Origin of the sequence: Bradyrhizobium jicamae (assembly GCF_018130215.1) — a bacterium.
In the GTDB taxonomy this organism is placed as follows: domain Bacteria; phylum Pseudomonadota; class Alphaproteobacteria; order Rhizobiales; family Xanthobacteraceae; genus Bradyrhizobium; species Bradyrhizobium jicamae_A.
This window is the reverse complement of record NZ_JAFCKQ010000002.1, coordinates 629816-645375: the sequence shown is the minus strand read 5'-3', so window position 1 is coordinate 645375 and position 15560 is coordinate 629816. Positions and strand designations below refer to the sequence as shown.

The following is a 15560-nucleotide window of genomic DNA, read 5'->3' as shown; positions in this document are numbered from 1 at the left end:
GCCATACCGGCAATCTTGGCCCGCTTGCGAATGCCGATGGAGATGTCGAGATCGAAATTCGAGACCTCGATCAAACGATCATTAGCAATCCCGCGTACGACCTGATCAGGTTGGCGCTTTCTCTGGCGATGACTGCGCGTGGTTCGGACCTACCCGGCATTGTGACCGAGAAGATGATCGAGCAAATGGTTGGCGGATATCGCGAGGCTCTGTCTGGAAGGCCGCAGCTCAAAGATCGACCTTCGTCGATAAGAGTGGCCATGAAAAAGGCTGTCGCCGGCTCGTGGAAGAAACTGGCTAAACGATCGATAGAGGACACTAAACCGGATATTCCACGTGGCCACTCCTTCTGGGATTTGTCGCGAAGGGAGGAGGGCGCGCTCAAGAAGTTGATTTTATCAGACGAAGTCGTTCAGCTTGCGACGCTTTTGCGATCGCGCGAAAGCAATTCCGACGTCACCTTGCTTGACGCGGCATACTGGCGGAGAGGTTGCAGTTCACTGGGCCTGTTTCGAAGCGCTGTATTGCTCGGGGTCGATGCAGGAGACGAGCACAGCTATTGTTTGCTAGACATCAAGCAGGCGGTAAAGCCTGCTGCGCCCTCGTGTAAAGGATCAAAAATAACTGGCAACAACGCGGCACGTGTTGTCGAGGGGGCCAGCCAGCTGTCACCGTTTCTCGGGGAACGAATGATCGCGTGCTCGCTGCTTGGCCGAGACGTTTTTGTGCGAGAGCTATTGCCGCAGGATTTAAAGCTCGACATCGAGAATCTCAAGCCGCGAGATGCGGTCCACGTCGGACGTTATCTCGCGGCTGTCGTTGGGCGTGCTCATGCGCGTCAAATGGACACGTCAACTCGCAAGAATTGGCGAACTGAACTGGGCCGAGCCAGAAGCAAGTCGCTCGATGCACCTTCGTGGCTCTGGGCAAGCGTGCTCTCTCTTATTGCAAAACATGAAACGGCGTATCTCGAGCACTGTCGCCACTATGGGTCTTCAAAGACGCCCTGAATTCGTCCCGATCGCGAGCCGGTCAATTGATTCCTGGCTTGTAACTTTAGCGATGACAAACCGTCTTGATCGCGGATGGCGTCGGACTTCTTCATTGCTACTTCGTCGCGATGTCGATTCATACCATCCACGTGATGCATCGTCGCTGCTGGCGACGCTTGCCGTCAAGCCGCTCCGCTTTGCAGGTATCCGTGTCATTCGGCCCTTTAAGCGCGGATTATTGTCAATCACTTTTAAACGTTCCCGAGTGCACGACGGTAGCCCTCGCGCCATCGGGGCTGGTCAGGGTTGCGGAGACGGCGCGAGCGCGACTGATGCGTAGTTTGCCGGCCAGGCATTGGATCACTCGGGCTGGTTGATGTCTTCGCTGGGGTCACGGTCCTTTTCGACGTCGCGCAGCCCCATGATGATGTCCGGTGGCGGGCGTCTAGACCACGGGCTGTTTGTCTTTGCTCAGGTCGCCAAGGACTTTGCGATTGATATTGAGGTGCGCTTCGACGAGCTCCGGCGGTGTCAGCGCCGTCCATTGTGCAAGCGAAACATCCATGAAGCGTAGGGACTTGAACAGTGCTGTGTACCAAAGTGAACAGAGTGTGGGGTCCAGGAGACCGGTCGCGCTTCCGTTAGTGATGGAGCAGCATGATCAGGATGATCAAGGGGATCGGAATTCCGAGTAGCCAAAGAAGAATAGGCATTTGTTTTCTCCGTTTCTAGAGTTTGCTTAACTGGTCCGAACCGTGGCTTCACGAATAGCGGCGGCCTTGCCCCACGTTCCGTCTCTCACGCCGCCGCCCTCCCATGCCGCCGCTGCCGCAGCGAAGGCGCCCATGAAGAGGGACAGTGTCAGCCAATGCATCGCGGCCTTACGCGCCTTATCGAGATCTGCTTTCGCCTGCGGCAAGACGTCATTGACGCGCTTTTCCGCGTCAGCCTGGCTTAAGCCGGTGCGTGCCGCGACGGTTTTAACGAGATAGTCCTGATCCGGCCCCGCCGCTCAAGGCATGCGTACCAGGGTCATTTTTCCTCACAGCGGCCTCTACCCGGGCTTTGGCTTCTCGCATAAGGACATTCCGTTCCCCTTGGGTTGAATCGCGCTCGGCGTCTTCGTCCTCGACTTACCCGGAACAAGGTAGCGCTTGCTTTACGAGGCTCGTCCTGTGGGGGAATCTGCACCGCTGGCTTCCGGATCTCCGGAGAGTGAGTCAGTTTGATTGGGCCAGAAACTCTGGGAGCGCCTACAGCTTCCAGCGCATATTCAGTTATGAGTGCGGAAGATTATCTGCAAATGGCCGAACATTGTCGGCTCCGCCAAGGAGAGGGCCACGGACGACTTCACCCGATATTATCTGGAGCGGATGGAGCATGGCTACCGAGTGCTAGCTTCAAGTGAAGTGGCTCTGACACAGTCCAAACAGACGCAAGCGGAGATGGACGAAGACCGTGACAAAAAGGGCGCGTCCTAGCAGAGATGACGGGAGCATGGCCTCGGAGGTTCATCTTGTCCGCGTCACCACAGATGACGGCGGATGGAGAATTTGGCTGGCTGCCACGGACCGCGATCAGGCGGTGGACAGCGTCCTGGAGGCCATCCCAGAAGGATGGACTGCCAGCCTAATGAAGAACGAGCTGAGCGCCGCAGATATTGCAAAGCTGCGCATGCAGCCCGGCGAGGTATGAGAAATCCCGAATGACGCCTAGACGCCCCGCCGAGCTTCCAGATCTCGCCGGCAGGCCCTGATCCCGACATCGATCTGTTACGCTTCTCGCGCACAAACTATTCGGCTAGCTTTACATCGGGGTAGCCGGCGTGGGTGTGTCTCCCACGCAATCATCGAGCCAGGAGAGAGGCCATCAGCGCTAGCCACGAACGAACCCCAAATAGAGTGCTGCTAACACCACGAAGGTCCCGATGAGACTGGCTATTCCCAGGATTGATTCCATCGGGCTACCTCCGGTTTTGGATATCTTGAAACGCCCGGCTGCAGCGGTGAGTTCCTCCGATCAGGCCGGCAGCGGTGATGTGTCGTTACTGCGACCCATTGCGGGACTGGCTGACGGCGAACGCCGCCGCGGTCTCGAGCACACTCTCATTTGGGTTGTCCGCCGTCGGAGCAGTTTCACCGTTTGCCGCCAACCAATCCCGATCAAGCGCTGCCGGACAGCTTCTTCTGACCGACCGAGAGCTTTGGCGATGGATTTAAGGGGCATCGCTTCATTGTGCAGAGCTAGGAGCTTCCGCTCGTATCCGCTTGGGACCAAGGCTTGTTGGCGCGTGCTGGCATCTGATAACGCGGGTACTGACTTAGCATCCTGAACGCGCTGGTGCTTCAAGGGTTCCTGGACGACTTTGTGAGCGGATCGCCGCCTTGACAGCGATGGCCGCTGCCGGCGTCAGAGCCGTGACGCCGTCGAGAAGCCGCGCCGCTCCTGTGGGCGCACCTCAGCGCGAAGGAAGCCAACGCGGGTCCGCTCGGCACCGAAGCGTTGCCGAACTGCGATGTTCTGACGCGCCCTCCGAGCCATGAAGAAACTTCGGAGGGCCAGCGCAGTTCCCTTTGAAGGTTTGATGGAGCGAACATGGTCGATAAGGACCGGCTGAGAGCGGTAGTGGATACGGCGTGGTCAATCTATCGGGCAAACCATCATGAGGTGGACGCTTCGGACGCTCGCCGATGCCTTCTCGAGCGCCATCTACAGGGGAGACCGGAGGCGCGCGAAGGCGACGTCGGAGAGCTCACAAGCCTCGGTCTAGCGTATCTCGCGAGGCTTCCGGAGGACGAATGTTGAGGCGCATGGAAGAACTGCTGGTGGAGGTCGCCGCCGGGAGCGCCAGGCCGGTTTGGACGCTCCTGGTCTTTGCCTACATGCTCGCTGGGGCCGTCATATTGGCCATGCGATCGCTCTTGGGGGCGGCCGGATAGACCATGCGCATCGCCCAGCTTGCGCCGCTCGCAGAGAGCGTCCCTCCGAAGCTCTACGGAGGAACCGAACGGGTGGTGGCCTGGCTCGTGGATGAACTCGTCGATCTCGGTCATGACGTCACTCTGTTCGCGAGTGGTGACTCCCGGATCCGCGGCAATCTCCAGGCTGTGTGGCCGCGCGCTTTGCGACTCGGACGAAAGGGCGTCGACCCCAATTCGGCTTGTGCCGTTCTCTTGGAAGCGATCGCGGAGCGCGCCTCGGAATTCGACGTGATTCACTCCCACGTCGACTGGCTGCCGCTTCCGCTACTTGGACGGCTTGGGGTGCCTTTTCTTACGACCATGCACGGGCGCCTCGATCCGCCAGGATTACCGGACGTCATCCGTGCCTTTCCGAAGGCCGGATTCGTCTCGATTTCGGACCATCAGCGCGTGCCCCTTCCGGGTGCGAACTGGCTCGGTACGATCCGACACGGTCTGCCGTTGGACTTGTTGCGGCCCTCCTGCGGCGAGGGTTCCTATCTGGCGTTCCTTGGCCGCCTCTCGAAAGAGAAGGGGCCGGAGGACGCCATCCGCATCGCGCGCGCTGCGCGCATGCCGCTGCGCATAGCCGCGAAAATTCCGCGTGCGGAAACTGCCTACTTCAAGAACCACATCGAGCCGCACGTGGACGGCGAGAACGTCAAGCTTATTGGAGAGGTCGATGATGCGAAGAAGCAGCCCTTCCTCGGCGGTGCCGCGGCCCTGCTGTTCCCGATCGACTGGCCGGAGCCCTTCGGACTAGTGATGATCGAAGCGATGGCGTGCGGGACGCCCGTCATCGCCTACCGCTCGGGTTCGGTGCCGGAGGTGATCGAGGACGGGGTGACAGGCTTCATCGTCGAAGGCGAGGCGCAGGCCATCGAAGCGGTGCGCGAAGCCAAGCGGCTCGATCGAGCGAAGGTCCGCGCCCGGTTCGAGGAGCGATTCTCGGCAAGTCGGATGGCGAGAGAATACGAAAGTCTGTACCGGGCCTCGGTGAAAAGCTCGGGGCAGACAGTCTCATGTTCATCGGAAACATGAAGGGTTCGGACCATGCGCGACGCAAAGACAAGAATGCTGTTGGTGGGCATCGTCTTCGCATGTGTCGCGAGCCCTGTCCTTGGTGCCGGCTTGAACGGTTCGGACATCGACGCTGCCGAGCCGTCGAAGAAATCCCTCTCCAGCGAAAAGCCTACGCCGGCTGGCGTGCGGCTGCAGGTGCTGCTGGACAGGGCGCGTTTCTCCCCGGGCGAAATCGACGGCAAGTTCGGAGAGAATGCGAAGAAGGCTTTGCGGGCATATGCCGAGGCGCAGCAGTTGCCGAGCTCCGACCTACCGACCGACGATGTCTGGAAGGCGCTGCGGGCCGACGACCGAAGCGTGATGGCAAACTATACCATCACCGAGAAGGACGTGGCGGGTCCCTTCCTGTCCAAGCTTCCCTCCCGGATGGAGGACATGAAGGATATTCCGAAGCTGGGCTACACGACGCCTCGCGAGGGTCTCGCGGAAAAGTTTCACATGAGCGAGCAGCTGCTGGCCGATCTCAATCCTAACCAGCGGTTCGACCGGGCGGGTGACCGCATCGTCGTCGTGGAGACCGGCGGCCGGACGAATCCACCGGTCAAGGCGGACAGGATCGAGGTCGACAAGAGCCGGCAGACCGTCAAGCTGTTCAACAGATCGAATGCGCTGATCGGATTCTACCCTGCAACTGTCGGAAGCCAAGAGAAGCCGTCTCCGAACGGGACGCTGAAGGTGACCGAGGTCAGCCACAATCCGACCTATCGATACAATCCGGACTACCACTTCAAGGGCGTCCGTGCCGACAAACCGTTCACGATCAAGCCCGGACCGAACAATCCGGTCGGCACGATCTGGATCAACTTGTCCGCCGAAGGATATGGGATTCACGGCACGCCGGCGCCCGGCAAAGTGTCGAAAGCAGAGTCCCACGGTTGCGTTCGGCTCACGAATTGGGATGCCGAGCGCGTCGCCGACAGCGTGACGAAAGGAACGCCGGTTGCCTTTGTCGATGCGCCGCGTTGATGATGCACCCGCGGATCTCCGACACCATACGAAGTCCGTCTCCTCGAACACCCCACTCGGATCGTTGAAGGGCGCGTCGGCGAGCGTCGCAAGCATCGGCTGCAGGCGCTCCGGCAGCGTCGATGAGCAAGTCATTCGGCGCGCGACCTCGGAGCAACCGCGAGCGCGTCTGGCGTGCTGACCCAGTATCCGCGACGGAGCGATAGCGACAGCTATTGGAACCGCATCCCGCATGACAGGCACGAGAGGCACCACGCCGACAAAACTCCAGCCGAGGGGCTCCCCCGCAGTGGCCGCTGGCAAGCAGAAGCCGCTTCCGTTGGGAGCGGGCGCGCGCATGAACGCCAGGATCGTTCTTGCGCTCATGCTAGTTGCCCTGGGATTGTGGACAGCCGCAAGCTTCCTGCCCTCGCTTATCTGGGGCACCATTCTGGCGGTCGCGCTGTGGCCGCTATACGTCGCATTCGCCACGCGTATCATGGGGGCCCTTCGGCGGCGGCCGCGTTCGTCTTCACGATTTGCGTGGTGCTGATCTTGATGACGCCGATCGCGATGATCCCGTTCGGCGCGTGGCTGGCCTTCACCGTCGCCACGATCGTCACGATCTCCGGAGCCGGGAGCGGCATCGCGGGTACGTGCGTATTCCTCTGGGGCTGCGTCGTGATGCTCGCCGGCGGCTCCGCGCGGCTTTCCTTTCTGCTCGCGTTCGTCGGCATTTTCGGTGGACCGGCGGCGTTCGGCCTCATGGGGCTTTTCGTCGGGCCTGTCATAATGGCGGGGCTTCTTGCTCATGGCGCGAATGGATCTTTCGTGCCGGGCCACAGACGTTGGGATGCATGACGGCGACGCTTGAGCTCCTTATGGAGCCGAACCGGTTTCAGAATCCGCTGCCGAAATGGAGCCCGTATGTCTTCGCGGCTGCAATCGATAATAAGATGCCTAGTCCGCCTCGACGTCTACTTCCGACCAACTACCCGAGAAATATGGCTACGGCTCCATGATGTTCGTGCTGAAAAACATCGGGACAATGTAAAACCTTGCGACATATTTGAAGAGCCTCTCACTTCTGCTCCTCCGATGGCGGTCTGCGAGCGCAAGCGACTGCACCGCCCAGCCGAAACACCGAACCTTCCAGCCAGCAAGAGGGATCGCAGCAATAGACGTTGAAAGGCCACCGGAGAACGCGCCTCATGGGGTGGCCCTGATGAAATAGGAATAACTGCAATCAGGCGGCGGCGGATGCTCGATCCGTTCCGTCGGTGAAGCCAAACCAGGCGATGGGAGTGCTACGGTGCAGAGAGCTGCCATGGGAAAGAACGCGGCCCCGGCATAGAAATCATAAAGTGTGCCGGAGAAGAACGTCACTAAAGCACTCACCAAGCCTGAACCAAACGCGTGAAGAGCTTGCGCCGAAGCGGCGACGCGCGTTGGGGCGACGATCCGCATCAGTCGCATGCAAGCGAGATGAAGCAAAGCGAAGGTCAACCCTTGCAAGGGCTGTATCAAAGCGAGCAGCAATACCGAGGTTGTCACGCCGGCCACGGTCCAACGAACGACGCCCGCGAAGGCCGCCAGCATCGCCGCGGCCCGCACGCCAAATCGCTCAATCAATGCCGGACCGGCGATCAGAAAGACGAACACTTCTGCAATGACGGCTTCGGACCACAGGAAGCTGATCGCGGAAGTGCTTACGCCAGCGTCGCTCCACCGGATCACGGCAAATGCATCGTGCATTGCATGACTGCCAAAGACCAAAGCTGATACCAAAACGATCACCTGAAATCGCCGCATGCCGAGCAGTGCCTTCATTTCTGCCTGAGGAAAGGACCGCGCGCTCTCCCGCAATTCCGCTTGACTAACTTCACCGGGCAACAATGCTGTCGCAGCCGCTGCCGCGAGCGGAAGGCTGGCACTCATCCAGACAACAGGGGACAGATCGGCTGAAGTTATGAGCTGCCCCACGGTCAATGTTCCTATTACGAAAGCCGCCGAGGCCGATCCCCGCAACCAGCCGTACTCGAGCCTTTCCGCCCTCCGAGCACTCACCACATTGACTGATAGCGCGTCAGCAATTGAGGTCGTGGGAGCGAGAGCGGCAGCCTGAAGTAAGGCGACCACTAGGAGGAGCCAAAATTTGTCGGCCCAGCCGAATGCAAAGGCTGCTGCAGCGGAGAATACAGCGCAACAGGCGAGCGCGAGGCGCAATGATCCGAGTAGATCAGCCAGAAATCCGACTAACGGTCCAGAGACAAGGCGCGCAAGCATAGCCGTAGCCAGAATTAGGCTGATCTGCTGGGGTACTAAATTTTTGATTTCAAAAAACTTGGGCCAGAAGGGAGACGCGACGCCGAAGGCTCGGTACAAGGCGACGTAGAGAAGAATAAAGGCGATTATCCCTGAGATGCGCAATGAGCTAAGCACCTCGATTTATGCTGCTGACACGGCAGCGCGTGTGAACTGTGGACCAATGCACGCGCTCCCGACGCGTGCTGCGGGCTGATCGGGCATCCGGAAACAAGTACTTTGAACTCGACCCCGCGAGAATTGACTTTGTAACTTATGACAGGTCGTGAGGAAATCGCTATGCACCCCTCCGTAGGAACTCGCAAGATCTCTCAGATGTTTACCAGATCGTAAGAACCTGAGAGCGCGCAGTGCGACCCTCCGTAAACCTTTGAACCTAAGCACGCACGCTGGGTCTGGTCAGTTTTGAGAGAATCCATGTCGAGCGCACGAGTATTTTTCGCGGGTATGGGAACAACGATTCTGCTTCTAAGCGCCGGCTTCGCCGGAGGGTTAATGTTAGCCAGAACGGCAACGGAGCCTGTTTCCCGGAACAAAGCAGTTGCCCGCGATCAATCGCAGCCTGCCAGGGTTTTTCTGCCTGGTTCAGCGGAACCCGTTCCCGCAGTTACCCCCGCCACTCCAGCAACGAAGCCTTCCGCGAATTCAGAGCAATCGGCCGATGCGCAGACCTTTCCGGCAGAAGCCGCGCAGGCAGGGGCAAGCGGCGACCGGACCGCGCGCGCAGACTATCGAAAATGCACGGCTGTCGGAACCCTCGGGCCGTGACCATCGTGGACACTATTCAGAAAGAAAGGCGAGACGCGAAGCGAATCGCCTGAAAAAGGACCGCCTCAAGCTTGGCCGCCAACAGGAAGAGGTTCGTGCGCAGGAGCGAGCCGGCGTGATGGCGTTCGGCGCCGATTTTCGGCCGGCGGCTGGCTTCTTTGGGAACTAGGAATTCAGCGGAGACGTTGGCCTGTTCGATCGCACTGTCCTGGAGCAAAATGGGAGAGCCTCTATGGTCAGATTGGTTTCTTCCGCGCTCATGATTTTGACTGTGATACCTTTTTGCGGAATTGTATCCGCAAGTACTTCGGCTGCCGACACTCAATGGCGGACTTTAAGCATTGCGGAAACCGGACTCAGCGTTGATGTTCCAGTCTCGATCTTCACCGAGGACGTAGGTCCAACCGACGACATAAAGGGCCGTACGTTGGTCACTCGGGATCATCGAGCGGATTTGACGATCAAGTCCATGCCTAATCCCGAAGATGACTCGCCCGCAATTTTCCTTAAGAAGATGCAGCCGCCGGCTCACATACAATACAAAAGAGTCACTTCCGGGTTCTTTGCTGTCTCCAGCATTCGGGATGGTCGGACCTGGTACAATCGGTGCAACCGAGCAAAAGGTTTCATGAACTGTGTGTTGATCAATTATCCAGCCCAAGAAGACCGCCAATGGGACGCCATCGTAACCCGCATTAGCTTGTCTTTGAACAAATAGCTGCAAGTCTTCTGAAACCCTACTCCTCCAAGGTTGAGCGCCAGTGCTGCTACGGCGTCCGCGATCCCGGACGCATCTACATGAGTCACCATGTGACCCACACGCTCGATCTGGTGCAGCAAGCGGGACTTGCCCGATTATCCCCGCACAGTCCGGTGAGACTTGGTCCTGAGGACTGTCACCAGATATTCGTCGAACGGAAATAGACATCTGCGCGTACGAGGCGCGGGTATCTGGTGGTCTAGCCGCCACGAAGGACATCCGTCCTTTCAAACTAACATATTTGAATGCTGCGCTTCTGGCCCGGTCCTAGCCTTGCTGGATGGTGGAGTTCGACAACGCAGAGTTCGCTCTTATCGTATGCTTGGGAGTGTCCCTTGTCGCGGTGGTTGTCGGCGTAGGCTTGATCATCTTGTGGCCCGTATGACTTCGGTACTCCGGAGGAGCCGGGGAGAATCATCAACCTCTCGTGGGCCCCGCGCTTGTCCCCATTGAGAATGTATGAGCTGCCGCCGGTTTGATGGACACCGGGTTAAGCTAATCCCACTAAGGCCTGCGCAAGCGGCGCCGCATACAACCGTTTCATGGACCGTGACCAGTTCTATCAACTCTATTTTCGATTGCTGTTGATCGTGATCGCTATCTTAGCCGCCTTCACGATCTTCGTGGTTGGTGTGTGGTGGATGGGCTGACGAAAGCGTCTCCAGCAACCCGGGAGACGCGCTAGGTGCTGAGGCCGCCGTGGGTGTCGGGCTTCGGGGGCCAGGAAGGCACCCACCGGCAGGTTTCGCCTAGTACACTTGGCGGGATAGGGCACGGGCGTCCGCGCGGGCACACCCCGGTCCTAGAGCGTCATCGATGTGCGCTGAACGACCCCCGGCGCCGAAGTTTGGGGACTGCGCGCGCCGAGGATCGCGAGCCGGTTGGGCTCGCTCTCGGCGAGGCTGGGGGGCAGCCGGTTGGGCTCGCTCTCGGCGAGGCTGGGGGGGCCGGACCGAGAGCACGAGGTCGACTCCCCGCGCGGCTGATCGTTCCTTGGGCTGTTGGGCAACAAGATGGGTGACCACGCGCCCGCCGCTCTGCGGTTTTAGTCGTCGAACTGTCCTGCGGAAGGGGGCCATGGTGAGCGGGCGGCGGGACTGCACGTAGACCAATCGCGTGCAACTCTCAAACCCTAACGTGGGCGCGAGGTTCCTCGCTCGCCGCGGGCCTCAGCAGAAAATCACAAAGGCGAGCCCGGCGGCGACTATCGCCACCTAGACCAGCGAGAGATGGAAATACAATCGATCGAGGTCAATGGCGCGTATCATAGTTACCTTCTCACTGGTCGGAAAATCCACCGAACTGCCGGCGTTCGGATCCTTGGAGGTTCCGATTCACATTCTTTATGGCGGCTCGCCTAGAACCGTGGTGAGAAGCCTGGCCTGCGGGACGATTGGCGGATCCTCAAGCAGGCGAATGCCCACCCAGGTCGAGCCTCTTCCCTGGGTGGGCATTTTCGTCTGCGGAGGGGTGCTTCGCCCTGTATAAGACCGAATGGCTGAGGCGATGAAAGCGATCGGCTGGTTGACGGTGCTGACCGGATTTCTGGGAGGGGCGGTCGGCCTTATTGTTTTATCCAAGGATGGCGCCTGGGAGCCGCTTGGAATCAACGCCCTCTGGGGCGGCGGCGACCTGCAGAGTGAGTGGATCGGCGTCAACAAGCTTGCAAACATCGTAGGAGACTTCCCAATCGGGATCGTGATCCTTCTTGCGAGCATCGGCGTCGTTCAGCTCGGCATCATGGTTGTCGAGAGGGCGGACCGCTAACCAAACCTCGAAAGCAAAATCTTAACATTCGTTATGGCGGCTAGGCTTGTCTTGTGGTGAGAAGCCTAGCCCGCCGGATGCCAAGATTGGCGGGCGCACTGCCCACCCAGGGGGTGATTGGCTCCCTTGGGTGGGCATTTTCGCGCAGTCACGGCTCGACGATGATGCGGACGCTCTTGTTCTTCTCTGCGGCCTTGATGGCGGCCTCGAGCGCCTTCTCGTAGGTCATGACCTCGCCGGTGAGCAGGAAGCCGGCCATTAGAACTGATCCACCACGCGCTTGAATGCTGGGTGGTATCGGTTCTTCACCTTCACCCAGTCGCAGGTCTTGGGCCGATACTGGCGCCCGAGGTGCTTTAACACGAGACCCTCGAGGTTCATCTGGCACGCGTGGAAGAGGTCGGGGCCGATCTCGCCACGCTCATAGGGCGCCACGAAGATTCCCTTGGGCGGCGCTCGAGCAGCTTTGCCAGCTTGGACTTGCGGGCCTCCAGGGAAAAGGCCTGGCAGAAGTCGAGGAGCGAGCGAGAAACGACGACGCACTGAGCTTATTGATCAAGCAGCCGGTCCTCGCAGAACGCTACAGGTAGGTTTTGCTCTAGATCATCGGGCTGCATCGCCTGATGTCTGTCTCTGACCCTCGAAGCCGACACTGAGCAGCCGCATCGACGGCCACGTGTAATGAAGGATTCAGTCCTGCGGGCGCAGGGCCGCTTCGGCGCTCTGCATCATCCGCCGCCATCGCTCGCTTGTCGGCCCGCCCATCAGCAGGAAGTAGCGAACGATCGCGATCGGCAACCAGGTCTCCATCGCTTGCTTCACCGCTGCTTCCGGAACGCCGGACAGCCGCGCGTATTCGGATTGCGCGGCCGCATGGACCGCAAGCGGCCGCTGCGGATTGTCGGCAACGTCGAGGGCAAGTTCGGTCAGATTGATGTGAAAGTGCCCATGATCGAAGGCCGCAGGAGCGCGGATTGAAAAGGTCCAGTCGATCAGACGCGGACCATCCGACGTCATGATCACGTTCTGAGGGTGTATGTCGCCATGGCACAGCCCGTCCTCTGGGTGCTGCAGACGGTCGACCAGCGCGAGGGTGCCGGAGGCGATGTGCTTCGGCACGATGTCGCTCGTGAGCCTGAACGCGCTCTCCATCCAGGGGCGCAAATACAGGACATCCGGTGGTGGCGACATCCTGTGAACGGACAGGACGAGGGACGCAATGATCGCGCCCGCCCCGGCGAACGTCACGGCGCCACTGCGCGTGACCTGCAGCAGTGTCGGTCCGTCGAGGCGGCCGAGCACGATGCCGAAGCGTCCATCGAGCGTCACCTCGCCGAACACCTCCGGCGCCGGCGCGCCGGCGGCGAAGACCGCCCGGGTTATCCGCGCCTCTTGTCGGACGAGCTGCGGTGAGAAGCCTTCCTTGAACAGCTTTACGACCTGACCTGGCGCCCATGCGTGGATGTCCGCCGTGCCGCCCTGGTTGATCATCTCCCCGAGAGATCCCCGCATCGCCCGTCCTCCCGCCACTTGCGACCAAACACCGACGGCGGACAAAAGAGAACCCCGCCGCGATCTTGGCTGACAGCCAAGATCGTGGCTTGTCCCCGGCCGCATCGTTTGCCAGAATCGCGGGCTCAGTTGAGATAGGTCCGGTTCTGATGCTGTGTCTAATCGCTGCCCGGGCGTCAAGCATATAATTTCGTAAAGGAGGCGCTGCCGGGTGCATGGTTGTCTTCGCGGTCGACATTAGCCGCCGCATGATAGAGCTTCGCGGGACGAGCCTTCAATGTGGACGCTGCACTTTGCAGAGTCAGCAGTGCAACAGCATCAGCGGAATGGCTCGGCTCACGTCCCGGCAGGGACTCCTTTGGCGTTCGGATTCTGAACGCTATCTGGATCTATGCGGCGACTCCAGCATTAGGATTAAATAGCTCGCCGGTCTTAAGCATCGTATGCATTATTACCGCCAGTTTGCGCGCTACAGCTACGGCGGCTCTTTGAAGCCGATCCTCTCCCGGAGCCGCAGACCCCCACGTGCGCAGAGTGCTGCTGGTTGAGCTGCGCGTCAGAATGACCGCTGCCGCTTCGTACAGAAGCCCTCGCAAATGGCGGTCGCCACGTCGGGCCTGCGACCGATCGGAGTCGAGGGATCGCAAGCTGCCAAGAGTTCGCTGATCTTGACCTGGACCTGCGGATAACGCTCCGCGTAGCGATGCAAGAACTTTGTCAGTACGCTTTCGATATGCTGCGGCGAACCGGCGATCTTGAGAACACCGGTTTTTCCATGACGAAGTAGTTCGGCCTGCTCTGTCACGGCGGTGGCGAATTAAGGAGAACCCGGCAACTTGTCAGCAGTTGCTCGCCTTTGGCCCGTCAGAAGTAGGCGGCGTCCCACACGATCAAACAGCCGCAGGCCAAGCGACCATTCGGGATTTTCGGCGCGATGTGCCTCGAACCCGAGCGCCTTGGCGTGAGACAGATCGAGATCTTTCATCGAGGCGCCGGCCTCCATCTTGGTTTCGATGTCGGAGATTTCACCAGCCGTTAGCTCCATACAAATCCGACATTGGCGCCAAGGGTATCTAGAACGATTAGGCTGTACGATCCTGGTGTTCTCCGCCCTCATCGCATGACCATAGTTGCAGTGCGTCTTAGGTGTGGGTTTGCGTGCCATTGGATCGCTCCATCATGCGCGAAATTGCGCACGCAGAGCCGAATCCTGAATCGAGTCAGCTGGGTGTTCTGATCGAGTCGGAAGGAGAGCAGAATTGAAGCTGTTGTGGATTTAATATCACCTCTTGCGCGCCTTCTCGAACACTTATGGCCCATCGCGTAGCCAGGCGGCCGAGAACGTAATTCGATTTGCTCAACGATAACCAGGATCAGCGCGGTTAACACGGTGAGGCGTAAGCCGCGATCGTGATCCAATTCAAGGAGTTCACCCGCATGACCCTGTCATGCCAAAACAGGACGATGTTCACAGCGGCCGGGGTGCCAGAACACCAAACACGCGCAGGTACTGCCTTCTACTAATACCCCCGCCGGGTCTGGGACCGACGGGGGATGGGAAAGATGGTGCGAGGCGAGATTGACCCGGTGTCGCTCCAAGGACCCACCTGCATGACAACGCAGTAGAGAAATCTCCGCAAGGTGATTTGATAGGCAACTGGCCGCAGATTGGTGCAACTCAATTCCTATGACTTGCGTCTTTCTTCTTTGGAGATTTCCTCCAAAAAGCGCTCCAGAGCTCGCTTACCTGCATATTCAGCGGCGGTCGGAGACTGAAAGCCACTCGATCCTAATAACACGCCCATTGGCTTGCTTCGTCTCCTCAATTCCCAACGCCACGGATACGGCCTGACGCCCGTATCGATAATCTCTATGTAGTAATCTGCCTCTGTTCCCATGGGGCGCGAGGATAGGACTGTGCGCCGCGCCGAAAAAGACGTCCTCTGCATAGCTTGGCCTGATTTATGCTTCGAAGAGGCCACAAGGAGGGAGCGCGATGAACCGGGACCTTTTGGCTATCTGCGGCGGAATACTTGCCACTGGCGCTATTGCTTGGACGTTGTGGGGCAATCCGGTGAACGTGCCGCACATGCACGGGCCACGGACAATAGCAGCGGATCAAGACTTAAGACTCGTCTCCCAGCGAAGTCCATATATGCGGGACGAGCGTTAGGGCTGTCATCGTCCGCTCCTCCGCCGTCAATCCTCGCCGTCGGCCCAAAGTATTTGACATATTCGGCCAACAGGCGTCGCGCCACTTCCTCGGCCTTCGGAATCTGGCGCCGTGCCAAGCCGGTTCAGATCCGCTTGGGCCGGGAGTTGGACGACGGTGCGGTGATCATTTCGGACCCTATTGATGTCCGCTTATCCCCAGAGGACTAAACCGCTCGCGCGGTAGGGCGCTGGGGCTGGCGATACAGCCAAGACGATAGCGCGACGGGGCGTCCT

General features: G+C 59.5%; 12 protein-coding genes and 2 pseudogenes. 6 read left to right on the top strand and 8 right to left on the bottom strand.

All coding sequences use genetic code 11. The annotated features are described in order from the left end of the window. The 4 genes from JQ586_RS05975 to JQ586_RS05960 form a co-directional block, all read left to right on the top strand. A partial coding sequence (locus JQ586_RS05975; protein ID WP_212393558.1) for a DUF2252 family protein occupies positions 1-1010 on the top strand: 1010 nt, incomplete at its 5' end. Positions 1011-2489: 1479 nt separating this feature from the next. Further along, positions 2490-2687: a hypothetical protein gene (locus tag JQ586_RS05970; RefSeq protein ID WP_212393557.1), complete on the top strand. Its 198-nt coding sequence runs from the start codon at positions 2490-2492 to the stop codon at positions 2685-2687. A 1247-nt stretch (positions 2688-3934) separates the two neighbouring features. Next, positions 3935-4993, top strand: a complete 1059-nt coding sequence (locus JQ586_RS05965; protein ID WP_212393556.1) for a glycosyltransferase family 4 protein — start codon at positions 3935-3937, stop codon at positions 4991-4993. 12 nt (positions 4994-5005) lie between these two features. Continuing rightward, positions 5006-6001 carry a L,D-transpeptidase family protein gene (locus tag JQ586_RS05960; protein ID WP_212393555.1) on the top strand — a complete coding sequence of 332 codons (996 nt, stop codon included), beginning with the start codon at positions 5006-5008 and terminating at the stop codon, positions 5999-6001. A gap of 10 nt (positions 6002-6011) precedes the next feature. Here JQ586_RS05960 and JQ586_RS40375 read toward each other — a convergent pair. Continuing rightward, positions 6012-6136: pseudogene (locus JQ586_RS40375) on the bottom strand (DNA ligase); the annotation flags it as partial. A gap of 399 nt (positions 6137-6535) precedes the next feature. Here JQ586_RS40375 and JQ586_RS05955 point away from each other — a divergent pair. Further along, complete coding sequence (locus JQ586_RS05955) at positions 6536-6841, top strand: hypothetical protein (protein WP_212393554.1); 306 nt, start codon at positions 6536-6538, stop codon at positions 6839-6841. Between the two features lie 348 nt (positions 6842-7189). On the opposite strand, the gene JQ586_RS05950 is transcribed toward JQ586_RS05955, so the two are convergent. Beyond that, on the bottom strand, positions 7190-8410 hold the full coding sequence (locus JQ586_RS05950) for an MFS transporter (RefSeq protein WP_212393553.1): 1221 nt from the start codon (positions 8408-8410) through the stop codon (positions 7190-7192). Between the two features lie 679 nt (positions 8411-9089). Next, on the bottom strand, positions 9090-9290 hold the full coding sequence (locus tag JQ586_RS05945) for a hypothetical protein (protein ID WP_212393552.1): 201 nt from the start codon (positions 9288-9290) through the stop codon (positions 9090-9092). 2037 nt (positions 9291-11327) lie between these two features. Between JQ586_RS05945 and JQ586_RS05940 the strand changes: the two genes are divergently transcribed. After that, positions 11328-11600, top strand: coding sequence for a hypothetical protein (locus JQ586_RS05940; protein WP_212393551.1), 273 nt, complete (start codon positions 11328-11330; stop codon positions 11598-11600). Positions 11601-11858: 258 nt separating this feature from the next. Here the strand turns inward: JQ586_RS05940 and JQ586_RS05935 are convergent, their stop codons facing one another. The 5 genes and pseudogenes from JQ586_RS05935 to JQ586_RS05920 all read right to left on the bottom strand — a co-directional run bounded on the left by JQ586_RS05935 (position 11859) and on the right by JQ586_RS05920 (position 14157). After that, on the bottom strand, positions 11859-12035 hold the full coding sequence (locus tag JQ586_RS05935; protein ID WP_212393550.1) for a hypothetical protein: 177 nt from the start codon (positions 12033-12035) through the stop codon (positions 11859-11861). A gap of 255 nt (positions 12036-12290) precedes the next feature. Beyond that, positions 12291-13112 (bottom strand): phosphotransferase, encoded by an 822-nt coding sequence (locus JQ586_RS05930; protein WP_212393549.1) that lies wholly within the window; start codon positions 13110-13112, stop codon positions 12291-12293. A gap of 389 nt (positions 13113-13501) precedes the next feature. Further along, positions 13502-13750, bottom strand: a pseudogene (locus JQ586_RS40370) (IS110 family transposase); the annotation flags it as partial. Then, positions 13669-13917: a hypothetical protein gene (locus JQ586_RS05925; RefSeq protein WP_212393548.1), complete on the bottom strand. Its 249-nt coding sequence runs from the start codon at positions 13915-13917 to the stop codon at positions 13669-13671. The pseudogene JQ586_RS40370 and the gene JQ586_RS05925, both read right to left, overlap by 82 nt. A gap of 12 nt (positions 13918-13929) precedes the next feature. Continuing rightward, entirely contained in the window at positions 13930-14157 is a 228-nt protein-coding gene (locus JQ586_RS05920) for a hypothetical protein (protein WP_212393547.1), read from the bottom strand. Between the last annotated feature and the right edge of the window lie 1403 nt (positions 14158-15560).

Coding starts and splice junctions, on each gene's coding strand:
- JQ586_RS05970 (WP_212393557.1), top strand. CDS start 2,490: ATGGCCTCGGAGGTTCATCTTGTCCGCGTCACCACAGATGACGGCGGA.
- JQ586_RS05920 (WP_212393547.1), bottom strand. CDS start 14,157: ATGGAGCTAACGGCTGGTGAAATCTCCGACATCGAAACCAAGATGGAG.
- JQ586_RS05930 (WP_212393549.1), bottom strand. CDS start 13,112: ATGCGGGGATCTCTCGGGGAGATGATCAACCAGGGCGGCACGGCGGAC.
- JQ586_RS05940 (WP_212393551.1), top strand. CDS start 11,328: ATGGCTGAGGCGATGAAAGCGATCGGCTGGTTGACGGTGCTGACCGGA.
- JQ586_RS05965 (WP_212393556.1), top strand. CDS start 3,935: ATGCGCATCGCCCAGCTTGCGCCGCTCGCAGAGAGCGTCCCTCCGAAG.
- JQ586_RS05960 (WP_212393555.1), top strand. CDS start 5,006: ATGCGCGACGCAAAGACAAGAATGCTGTTGGTGGGCATCGTCTTCGCA.